11 protein-coding genes are annotated in these 11,471 nt (G+C 43.8%); all 11 read right to left on the bottom strand.

Features of this window, described 5'->3' with window-relative positions; all coding sequences use genetic code 11:
* Positions 1–88: 88 nt before the first annotated feature.
* Complete coding sequence (locus tag FC26_RS11740) at positions 89–385, bottom strand: DUF1292 domain-containing protein (RefSeq protein ID WP_057781013.1); 297 nt, start codon at positions 383–385, stop codon at positions 89–91.
* Positions 386–395: 10 nt separating this feature from the next.
* Positions 396–833 (bottom strand): Holliday junction resolvase RuvX, encoded by a 438-nt coding sequence (ruvX, locus tag FC26_RS11735; RefSeq protein ID WP_057781010.1) that lies wholly within the window; start codon positions 831–833, stop codon positions 396–398.
* 3 nt (positions 834–836) lie between these two features.
* Positions 837–1,076: an IreB family regulatory phosphoprotein gene (locus FC26_RS11730; protein ID WP_083483853.1), complete on the bottom strand. Its 240-nt coding sequence runs from the start codon at positions 1,074–1,076 to the stop codon at positions 837–839.
* A 132-nt stretch (positions 1,077–1,208) separates the two neighbouring features.
* Entirely contained in the window at positions 1,209–3,854 is a 2,646-nt protein-coding gene (alaS, locus tag FC26_RS11725) for an alanine--tRNA ligase (protein ID WP_057781005.1), read from the bottom strand.
* Between the two features lie 278 nt (positions 3,855–4,132).
* Complete coding sequence (locus tag FC26_RS11720) at positions 4,133–5,485, bottom strand: DEAD/DEAH box helicase (RefSeq protein ID WP_057781001.1); 1,353 nt, start codon at positions 5,483–5,485, stop codon at positions 4,133–4,135.
* Complete coding sequence (locus FC26_RS11715; protein WP_057780998.1) at positions 5,482–6,441, bottom strand: DHH family phosphoesterase; 960 nt, start codon at positions 6,439–6,441, stop codon at positions 5,482–5,484. The genes FC26_RS11720 and FC26_RS11715 overlap by 4 nt, the downstream gene beginning before the upstream one ends.
* Positions 6,442–6,545: 104 nt before the next feature.
* The gene (dinB, locus tag FC26_RS11710) at positions 6,546–7,673 is read right to left on the bottom strand and encodes a DNA polymerase IV (RefSeq protein ID WP_057780995.1); all 1,128 of its coding nucleotides are present in this window, start codon (positions 7,671–7,673) and stop codon (positions 6,546–6,548) included.
* Between the two features lie 81 nt (positions 7,674–7,754).
* A complete protein-coding gene (gene yajC / locus FC26_RS11705; RefSeq protein ID WP_057780992.1) occupies positions 7,755–8,171 on the bottom strand; it encodes a preprotein translocase subunit YajC in 417 nt (138 codons plus the stop codon).
* A 68-nt stretch (positions 8,172–8,239) separates the two neighbouring features.
* Positions 8,240–9,382: a tRNA guanosine(34) transglycosylase Tgt gene (gene tgt, locus FC26_RS11700; RefSeq protein WP_057780987.1), complete on the bottom strand. Its 1,143-nt coding sequence runs from the start codon at positions 9,380–9,382 to the stop codon at positions 8,240–8,242.
* Between the two features lie 18 nt (positions 9,383–9,400).
* Positions 9,401–10,438, bottom strand: coding sequence for a tRNA preQ1(34) S-adenosylmethionine ribosyltransferase-isomerase QueA (gene queA, locus FC26_RS11695; RefSeq protein ID WP_057780984.1), 1,038 nt, complete (start codon positions 10,436–10,438; stop codon positions 9,401–9,403).
* A complete protein-coding gene (ruvB, locus tag FC26_RS11690; protein WP_057780981.1) occupies positions 10,438–11,457 on the bottom strand; it encodes a Holliday junction branch migration DNA helicase RuvB in 1,020 nt (339 codons plus the stop codon). Before ruvB ends, queA begins: the two co-directional genes overlap by 1 nt.
* Positions 11,458–11,471: the final 14 nt, after the last annotated feature.

The raw sequence follows: 11,471 nt of genomic DNA, 5'->3' as shown, positions 1-11,471 counted from the left end.
TAAGTGCATAGGCACTTTAATTATTTGATCTGTCTACTTGACACGGAGCAGCGCCTCACAAGGCTTTTTTGATTGATCTCATATCTGACTAGGCGTTAAAATTTCCATCATCATCTAAGAATGTATTTAATACTTCCTCGACCATGTCCCATTCGGCGTCATCTTCAATTGGTTCTAATTCGCCTTCACTACCGTCGTCTTGGTTTTGGTAAGCATAAGCTTGAATATCAACCTGTTCGTCGTTTTCAGCGCTTGCTGGGTACAGCAAGATATATGACTTACCATAATCGTCTGAATCAAATGTAAAGAGAACTTTGTAAAGCTCTTCGTTTCCTTGATCATCCACCAACGTAATAAAATCATCGTTTTGTGCTTGTTCACTCATTTAAAATTCCTCACAATTCTTGCGTTAGTTTACCATGTCGGTCCAAATAGTTTTGCAAAATCAGGCTGGCGGCCAGTTTGTCGATAACCTTCTTACGTTTTCGGCGTGACGTATCTGCCTCTTCTACTAGCATTCGCTGTGCTTCAACGGTTGTCAGTCGTTCATCCTGATAGTCAATTGGTAAGCCAAATTCCTTGGTTAACAATTCACCATAGTGCTGCGCGGCGACCACCCGGGGACCTTCCGTATTATTCATATTTTTGGGTAGTCCTAAGACAAACCCGCCAACTTGATGTTGCTGAACTAGTTCAGCAACACGTTCAATCCCGAACACCTCGTTGTCTTCATCAATTCGAATAATCTCAAGTGCCTGTGCAGTCCAACCTAATGGATCACTCAGTGCGATCCCAACCGTTTTCGACCCAACGTCCAAACCCATTAATCGCATTAACTACTCCTCGTTCGTCTTTAAATATGATCGTACTAATTCTTCAATAATCTCATCACGTTCATGCTTACGAATCAAATTACGGGCATCGTTTAAACGCGGAATATAGGCTGGGTCACCAGATAACAAGTACCCTACAATCTGATTAATCGGATTGTATCCCTTCTCTTCCAAAGCTTGATACACAGTATTCAACGTATCGTGAACATCCTTTTGATTATTATCACTAAAATCAAAAAACATTGTTTTATCAGTTGCCAATTAGTACACCCCCAGTATTACAATTCTATCCAACTTAATTTTACTAGAAGCGCGCTCAAAGTACAATCAATCTAACCGTGATGTAATTGATTCGTAACAGTCAACCAAGCTTAATTATTGGTTAAGGTAGTCCAATGCTAACTGAAGCGCCTTTTCTATCCCAGCTGGGTTCTTACCACCGGCCTGAGCAAGATTAGGCCGGCCACCACCGCCACCACCGATCGCGGGGGCAATCGCCTTGATGAGGTCTCCAGCTTTAACGCCTGCCTTCACCTTGTCATCACTCACCGCAACCAATAAGTTGACCTTATCACCGGCAGTAGTTGCAAGTACCAGTACATCTGACAAGGCTTTTTGACGCCAAGAATCTGCCAACTGTCGTAATTGTTGCATTCCAGGTACCTTGACAGCGGAAGCAATCAGGGTTCCTTGCTTTGTCTCTTGAACATGACCAAAGACATCGCTCGCTTGTTGTGCCGTTAATTTACTCTGTAGCGCTTCATTTTGCTGTTCCAACGTCTTGATTTGCTCTAATAACAATTCAACTTTATGTGGTACTTCTTTTTCTTGTGGCGCTTTAAGTAAGCCCGCGGTCTGTGCAAGTAATTGTTCCTTACCATGCAACAGATCAAAAGCATCACTTGCTGTCACGGCTTCGATCCGCCGAACACCGGCGCCTACACCACCTTCGGAAACAATTTTGAAGAGGCCAATTTCATTTGTATTCTTGACGTGATCACCACCACAAAATTCAGTGTTGAAATCACCAATTTTAACGACTCGGACTCGATCACCGTATTTTTCACTGAAAAGGGCAATCGCTCCCATTTCCTTAGCTGAATTAAGGTCGGTTTCCACCGTTTCAATTTGGATTTCACGCCAAATTTGTTCGTTAACCATCTGTTCAACCTTTTTAAGGTCTTTGTCGGTTACAGATCCAAAGTGGTTAAAATCAAATCGCAAGTAGTGTTGTTCCACCAGTGATCCTGCTTGCTGGGTATGACCACCCAACACATTACGGAGTGCTTGATCCAGTAAATGAGTGGCCGTGTGATTCTTTTCAATTTTTAAGTGACGCGCACGGTCAACCACTAATTTATAGCGAGCACCCTGTTTCAATGCCTTTTCCAATTTAATTGAGTGTAAATTCTGACCATTTGGTGCGTGTTGGACGTCCACAATACGTCCAACCACTTCGCCGTGATTATCAATCATTTCACCCGTGTCAGCAACTTGACCACCCATTTCGGCGTAAAATGGCGTTCGATCAAAGATCACTTCGGCTAATTCATCACCCGGCTGGGCATCGGTTGCAATTGCGGCCCCCTGAGCCAGTGCCAATACCTTGGCATCATCCACCACCAAGTTTTGGTACCCAACATACTCGCTATCTTCTTTAAAGTCGGTCCAGAGATCGCTTTGAACCCCCATCGACTTCGCCGAACTACGCGCATTACGCGCACGGGTTTGTTGTTTCTTCATTTTAGCTTGGAAACCATCTTCATCGACTGTGAGGCCGGCATCAGCCGCATATTCACGTGTTAATTCAACGGGAAATCCGTAGGTATCGTAAAGTTTAAAGGCCGTTGGTCCATCAAGCTGTCCGCTCTTAGCTTCCTTAGCAGTAGCAATGACTTGATTTAATAAGGCTAATCCATCATTCAAAGTGGCATTAAACCGTTCCTCTTCAGACTTAATGACTGAAGCAATATAGTCCGCATTCTTGCCAACTTCTGGATAGTATGACGCCATAATTTTACCTACCGTCGGGACCATTTCATATAAGAAAGCATGGTTAATTCCAAGCTTTTTACCATTCACAACTGCCCGTCGAATGAGTCGACGAATGACATAGCCACGTCCCACGTTCGACGGTAACGCACCATCCCCAATGGCAAATGTGATTGCCCGGATATGATCTGCAATCACCTTAAACGAAACATCATCCGCATCATTTTGTCCATATTGTTTACGATCACTAAAGGATTCAGTTTGTTTAATCAGTGGTAAGAACAGATCAGTTTCAAAGTTCGTTTTGGCGTGTTGAAAAATCGAAACCATTCGTTCTAATCCCATCCCCGTATCAATGTTCTTATGGGGCAACGGTTCGTAGGTATCTTCTGGCGTGTGGTTAAACTGCGAGAAGACGATGTTCCAAACTTCAAGGTACCGTTCATTTTCACCACCAGGATAATTTTCTGGATCGTCTTCGCTAATATTGTTCATCTCTTGTCCACGATCGTAAAAAATTTCTGAATCGGGTCCTGAAGGTCCCTGACCGATATCCCAAAAGTTATCTTCATCTTCGTAAATATGACTGTCTTGTACACCTAATGATTCCCAAATTTTACGTGTCTCTTGATCCTTTGGATAAACCGTAATGTACAATTTTTCAGGATCCAGACCAAACCACTGATCGCTAGTGAGTAATTCCCAGGCCCACGGAATAACTTCTTTCTTAAAGTAATCACCGACAGAAAAGTTCCCCAGCATTTCAAACAGTGTATGGTGCCGTGCGGTCTTTCCAACGTTTTCAATATCATTAGTACGGATACTCTTTTGCGAACTCGTCAGACGGGGGTTCTCAGGAACGACTGACCCATCAAAATACTTCTTCATCGTTGCCACACCCGAGTTAATCCATAATAGTGTCGGATCATCGACGGGGACCAATGACGCACTTGGTTCAATCTTATGACCATGTTCCGCAAAGAAATCTAAAAACATCTGGCGAATTTCACTACTTGTTAATTCTTTCATCGTTTTCCCTTACTTTCCTTAATAAAGTAATAAAATCCACCATTGCTAGCAAAGACGCCTTACGACGCGGTACCACTTTGCTTGCAACGATGGATTTCGTTTACCTCTTAATCTCGATAATGCTGAGCCGCATGTATTGATGTGTTTTTTGAACACCTTCAGGGAGCATTAACCTATGAGTCTCGTTTTTCACAGCGACCAAAACGTTTCTGAAAGTCATCATAAGTCAACATGTCCTGAACAAACCATAGGTATTATAGCCGAAGCCCGAAATCAAGTCAACGGTTGGTCTTCTTCTTAGCTCGGCGCGCTTGGCGCATCTCGTGTCGTTTTGCTAGTTTCCGATCTTGGTGTTCCTTTTCAGAAATCGCTCCTTTGATCTTCTTCTTGTAACCTGGTTTAACCTTCTTCTTCGTCTTTTTGACGAAGCCCTTCAATGTCGGATCAAGTTCTGATTGCTTTTGTTTCCGGTGATCACGTCGATTACGATGATAAGTATCAACGATTTCACCATTTTTAATTTCCTTTGGCTTGAACTCAATTCCCATTTTTTCAAGTTGAGAAACCTGAACATCGTTATCCGGTTCGTAAAGGGTAACTGCCGTCCCCTTCATCTGATTTCGACCTGTCCGTCCAACTCGGTGGATAAAGAACTCCAGGTCTGTAGGAATATCATCGTTAATGACAACGGACACACCCTCGATATCAATCCCCCGGGCCGCTAAGTCGGTGGCCACTACAAATTGAAAATCAAGATTATGTACCTGACGCATGACCCGTTTGCGTTCCCGTGGCGCCATTCCTCCATGGATCATCGCAACTTTTAAGTTGTGTTTTTGCAGGTAATCGACAATCTCTTCTACCCGAGTTTTGGTATTTGCAAAAACTAACGCCAAGTAGGGCTCACCCATTGTCAATAATTGATAAATTAGATGATTTTTACTTTTTCCCTTAGTTGATAACAACCAGTTATCAACATTAGGACTAATCACCGAAGTTACTGGAATTTCTTCGACGACTGGGTTTTGCATGTACTTCTTCAAAAATGGCCGTAGTTTTTCGGGAATCGTCGCTGAAAAGACCAGCATCTGGACATCACTCGGCAAACTACCGGCGATCCGATCAACCTGATCCAAGAAGCCCATATCCAGCGTCATATCAGCCTCGTCGACCACGAAATGCTGTGCTGAGTGAACATCTAGTGCCTGTTCCTTGATTAGATCCATAATGCGCCCCGGCGTCCCAATCACGATACTAGGTTGTTGCCGTTTTAATTGTTCAATTTGGCGCTTTTTATCCGTTCCGCCAACATAGTTATGCACAATAATTTGTTCAGGTGCTGTCTTCACCAACTGTTTGGTTGCCTCATAAATTTGGTACGCGAGTTCCCGACTAGGCGTCGCAATGACGACTTGAACATGATGTTGTTGCGGATTAATCCCATTCACTAGGGGTAGTAAGAAAGCATGGGTTTTACCACTTCCCGTTTGAGATTGGCCAACAACACTCTTTCCTTCCTGAACAAGTGGAATTATTTTTTCCTGCACGGGTGTTGGTTCGGTAAACTGAATCGCCTTCAGTGCCTCCCCAATAAACGGTTGAAACTTAAAACTTTCAAAGGTTGCCGTCATTCATTTTCTCCTTTTTCTGCTTGGGTCAATTGATCTAGTTCTTGAATAATTTGTTGAATTTCTGCTTCATCCTTAGCCTTAGCCCCACTCGCTAATGGATGCCCACCACCATCATGGTGCTTAGCGACTTCATTAATCGGCACTGTCTTAGAGCGCAAACGAACACGATAAGTCCCATCATCTTGTTGTACAAAGATGGCCCATAGGTCGACATCTTTAATTCGACCTGGTAGCGGTACGACACCTGAGGTTCCTGCTTCCTTCAATTCAAACTGATCCAAAACATCCTTTGTCAGTTTTAAATAGGCCGCACCATGGTCTAAAATCGTCAAATGTTCGTAGACATACGCGGATAACCGGGCAACCGGCAAACTAAGCTCATCTTCATGGCGGCCAATCGCAGCACCGTTCGCTCCCAATGCCATTAGCGCTGCAGCAACGTTTAGCGTATGTGGCGTTGTTGCTGGGTACAAGTAACGGCCAGTATCACCAATAATTCCGGCTAATAATGCATGTGCTGCTGGTTGTGGCAACGTCAGTTGATCTTCAAAGCGTTGATAAAAATCATAAACTAATTCCGACGAACTTGACGCCTCAGGAACCACCCACATAATGTCACCATATGGTTCGTCATTGGGATGATGATCAATTTTAATGAGTTTAGCGCCCTGATCAAAACGACGGTCATCAATTCGCGGCGCATTGGCTGTATCCACTACAATCACAAGTGCATCATCAAACTCTGCATTGTCGATTTCATCCATGGTGCCGATCCAATCGAATCCCGGAATATGCTTACCAACAGCATAAATGGTTTTATATGGAAATGACGCTTTTAGAATTTCTGCTAAACCAGTTTGAGAGCCGATCGCATCTGGATCAGGTCGTTGGTGCCGGTGAATAATAATCTTAGAATACTTTTTAATCTGGGTAAAAATTTCATCTAACTCGTTCATTGGTATTAAGTGTCCCTTCTTCATTAAAGTAGAACCGGTACTAAATCGTTCCTAAGTATACAGGTTATTCAAAAGACTTTCAAACGTTGATCTAATTGGTATTATCACGATTTATCATTACGCCAAAGAGGTAATGTCAGATTTTCAAATTCCAATGCCACTAGATTAGTGACCGTGATGCCAAGTAATCGAATGGGCTGCTCACCACGATTAAGTTGTTCTTGAAGCGTCAACGCGGCTTGGTACAATACCTCTGGATCGTTTTCAAAGTACTCCACCTGCGTTAACCGCTTCGTCAGAGTCGTGAAATCTTGATAACGGACCTTCAGGACCACAGTTTGACCATGCTTTTGATGTTTCGTAAGCGTCTGTGCGACCAATCGTGCTAAATACCTCAATTGCTGATCAATTTCACTATCGGCAATCAAAACATGATTATAGGTTCGTTCCTTACCAATTGACTTTCGATCTCGCTGATATGCCACCGGTCGATCATCAATCCCACGAACGCGGCGATATAGCTGGTACCCCAATTTGCCAAATGCCTGCATTAACCCATTTTCACTCTGATCATAAAGATCTTGTCCGTTCATAATATTCAATTCGTGCATTTTCGGCACTGTCTTTTTCCCAACGCCCCGAAATTTCTCAATTGGTAACCGCATTAAAAAATCGTGGACATCATCTGGCATCACGATTGTAACCCCCACCGGCTTGCAATAATCTGATGCTAATTTTGCCAGAAACTTATTGTACGAAATTCCGGTAGAACACGTTAATTGAACCTCATCATAAATTTGGGCCTGTAATTCATGGGCCAACTGCACCGCACTACTAATTCCAAGTTTATTATCCGTCACATCTAGGTACGCTTCATCGAGTGCCACCGATTCAATCTTGTCCGTGTATCGATGAAAAATCGCGTGAATCTGATCAGAAACCTGACGATAGTGAGCAAAATCCGGTGTTTTAAATACAGCATTGGGGGCCAGTTTGAGTGCCTCCTGTGCGCTCATCGCCGAATGGACCCCTGCTTGACGTGCGACATAATTAGCTGTTGCAACCACACCATGCCCACCGTTCAAACGTGGATCGTGGGCAATCACTAACGGTTGGCGGCGCCATTGTGGGTGATCTCGCATTTCCACGGAAGCATAAAAAGCATCCATATCGATATGCACAATTTGTCGAGATGCATCCACTTTCAAAGCCGATTGCATAAACGCCTTCATCTTTTCACCTCTATTTCACCAGAATAAAAAACACACTGACTAGTTTCTTACGAAACCAACCGGTGTGTCGTTAACAAATTATTACTTAGCAGCTTCTTCGCTGTCATCAGCCACTTCGCTAGCTGCTGCTTCTTGTGAATCAGCAGTCGTTGCGTCACTGGCAACTTCTTTAGGTTCAGCCTTTGCTTCTTCGATGTCTTCAGTAGTGGTCTCACTAGTTGAAGCTTCCGCCTTAGCATCAGGACGAACAACTGTCGCGATTGCTGACAAATCAAATGTCAGATAAATTCCTTCGCAATCAAGAACAACAGTCCGATTGCTAGTATTAACTTCATCAACCGTCCCATGCAAGCGACCAATTGTAATCACTTCGTCGCCCTTCTTTAATTGGCTCACCATATCCTGGTGTTGCTTTCTTTGTCTTTGTTGTGGCCGGATCATTAAGAAGTACATAACAGCGACCATCGCAACGATAATCAAAATTCCTGAATAGTTCATTTAGATTGACACCCTTTCGAATTTACTATACTACACCATATCAAAAAATGACTTAAATTACCACTAACTTAGAAATTTCCCGCATTTTCTTTGTTAAAACCGTACTTTTCAAATACCATTTCACGAAATTCAAGCACTTGGTCATCCAAAATGGCTTGCCGCATATCATGCATCAAATGAATCAAGAAATACAAGTTATGATAACTCGTCAACCGAATGCCAAACGTTTCATTCACATGTAGTAAATGCCGAATGTAAGCTCGCGTATAGTTGCGGCAAACATAGCAATTACATTCATCATCGAGTGGTCCAAAATCATGGGTATATTGTGCGTTTTTCACAACAAGGCGTCCATGGGATGTCATGCAAGTTCCATTCCGCCCAATCCGAGTTGGCAAAACGCAATCAAACATATCGATTCCTCGCATCACACCGTCAATCAATGAATCCGCGGTTCCAACCCCCATTAGATAACGTGGTTTATTTTCTGGTAAAAATGGAGTCGTCATTTCTAGGACCCGATTCATTTCTTCCTTCGATTCACCAACCGATAATCCTCCAACAGAATAGCCGGGAAAATCCATGCTAACGAGGTCCCGAGCACTTTGTTGCCGTAACTTTTTAAACCCAGCGCCTTGCACAATTCCGAATAGCCCCTGCCAATCAGGATTCTGATGAGCCTTCAATCCCCGCTCAGCCCATCGGCTAGTTCGCTCCACAGAAGCCTTGATGTAGTCGTAAGTCTCAAAATAAGGCGGACATTCATCAAAACTCATCATAATATCTGGTCCGAGTGCATTTTCGATTTGAATGGCTTTTTCAGGCGACAAAAACATGGTTTGTCCACTAACTGGATCCTTAAATGTGACCCCGTTTTCCTTGATGTTTCGGTGCTTAGCTAGCGAGAAAACTTGGAATCCACCAGAGTCTGTTAAGATCCCCTTGTCCCAATTCATAAACTTGTGTAACCCACCAGCCTCTTCAACAAGTTTTTCACCAGGTTGAAGCCAGAGATGATACGTATTAGCCAAAATGACTCCCGCACCCATCTCATCTAACTCTTCTGGCGCAATACTTTTAACGGTGGCTTGCGTGCCGACCGGCATAAACATGGGTGTCTTAAACGTGCCATGAGGCGTAATTAATTCGCCGGCTCGCGCCCCCGTATGCTTGTCCTTTTTAATCAGCCGATACTTAATTGCTGGTTCCATATCTTCCTACCCTTCGCTTTACTTAATAAACATTGCATCTCCGAAACTAAAGAAACGATACTTTTCTTCAATCGCATGTTGGTACGCGTTCAAAATCGTATCACGGCCGGTAAACGAAGCAACCAGCATCACCAGCGTTGATTTTGGTAAATGGAAGTTTGTAATAAACGCGTCCACGACCTTCCAATCATAACCTGGCTTAATAAAGATATCGGTCCAACCAGAATCAGGTTTAATTTCACCGTCAAACTTTGATCCAATTGTCTCTAGTGTCCGGATTGAAGTCGTCCCAGTCGCAATAATCCGCCCCCCATTTGCTCGAACATCGTTAAGCGTTTGAGCCGACTGCGCATCTAGCCGATAAAATTCACTATGCATTTTATGATCTTCGATGTTTTTTTCGTCGACCGGACGAAAAGTTCCAAGTCCGACATGCAAGGTTAAATATACTAACTTAACGCCCTTTTCTTCGACCTTCTGAAGTAGTTCCTTGGTCCAATGGAGGCCGGCTGTTGGCGCAGCTGCCGATCCATTTTCTTTCGCATATACGGTTTGGTAACGTTCTGGATCATCAAGTTTTTCCTTAATGTAGGGTGGCAATGGTGTTTCTCCTAATTTCTCTAACACTTCTAGAAAAATACCGTCATAATGAAATTCGATCATACGTCCACCGTGTTCCAGTTCTTCAGTCACGGTAGCAGTCAGCTCACCGTCGCCAAACTTGATTTCCGTTCCTGGCTTAATTCGCTTAGCCGGTTTAACCAGTGTTTCCCACACATCACCTTCAGTGTTATTCAGCAACAACACTTCAACATGGCCACCCGTATCAGGCTTTACGCCGTACAAGCGGGCTGGGAGAACCCGAGAATTATTCATTACAACTGCATCCCCAGCATGTAACTGATCCAAAATATCATAGAAATGCTGATCCTGCATCTGACCAGTTTTATGATCCAAAACAAGTAAACGAGAAGCATCACGTTTCTTTATGGGGGTCTGCGCAATTAATTCATGTGGTAAATCGTAATCAAAGTCATCAACAGTTAATTCAGTCATCATTTTTCTCCTCTGAGTTCATAATAGTCTAATCCAAGGTGTTCATATGCAGCGGGTGTCGCAACCCGCCCCCGTGGTGTTCGATTTAAAAAACCAATCTGCAGCAGGTAGGGTTCATACATTTCAGCGATCGTATTCGCCTCTTCACCAATATTGGCCGCCAATGTATTAAGTCCCACCGGACCTCCCTGATAAAAATTGATAATGGTCATTAATAACTTATTATCGACTTCATCTAGGCCGCGACTATCCACCCGTAGCAGGTCTAACGCGGAAGCCACAATTGCTTGATCAATGGCCTCATGACCGCCAACCTGGGCAAAATCACGTACACGCTTCAATAATCGATTGGCAATTCGAGGTGTTCCCCGTGACCGGAGTGCCAGCTCATGAGCGCCCGCTGGCTCAATTGCCGCGTTAAATATCCGCGATGAACGCTTAACAATTTGCTCTAATTCCGTTGTTTGATAATAGTCCATATGCTCTACAATTCCAAAACGATCGCGTAACGGCGCCGATAACACCCCCGCCCGAGTCGTTGCACCGATCAAGGTAAACGGCGGTAATGGGAAATGAATGGGATGGGCTGTGGGCCCCTGACCGACCACAATATCTACAAAAAAGTCTTCCATTGCTGAATAGAGCATTTCTTCGACAATTTTTGGTAAGCGGTGAATTTCATCAATAAACAGCACGTCCCCGGGTTCCAACTCGTTCAATAATGCAACCAAATCACCTGGCTTTTCAATCGCCGGTCCACTAGTCGTTTTAATATGAACATGCATTTCGTTGGCAATCACCATCGCTAACGTCGTCTTTCCCAATCCTGGCGGCCCATACAGTAACACATGATCCAGTGCTTCTTGTCGTTCACCAGCAGCCTTAATATACACAGACAATTCATGCTTAATTTTTTGCTGACCAACGTATTCACTCAGTAAATGGGGCCGTAGTGACAGCTCAAGCGACGCTTCTTGCTCGTCGCTTGCCCGTGATGACATCACTTGATCATCATCCATGTGACCGCCTCCTC

This window comes from Paucilactobacillus vaccinostercus DSM 20634 (assembly GCF_001436295.1).
Taxonomy (GTDB): domain Bacteria; phylum Bacillota; class Bacilli; order Lactobacillales; family Lactobacillaceae; genus Paucilactobacillus; species Paucilactobacillus vaccinostercus.
This window is presented reverse-complemented; position numbering and strand designations above follow the sequence as displayed.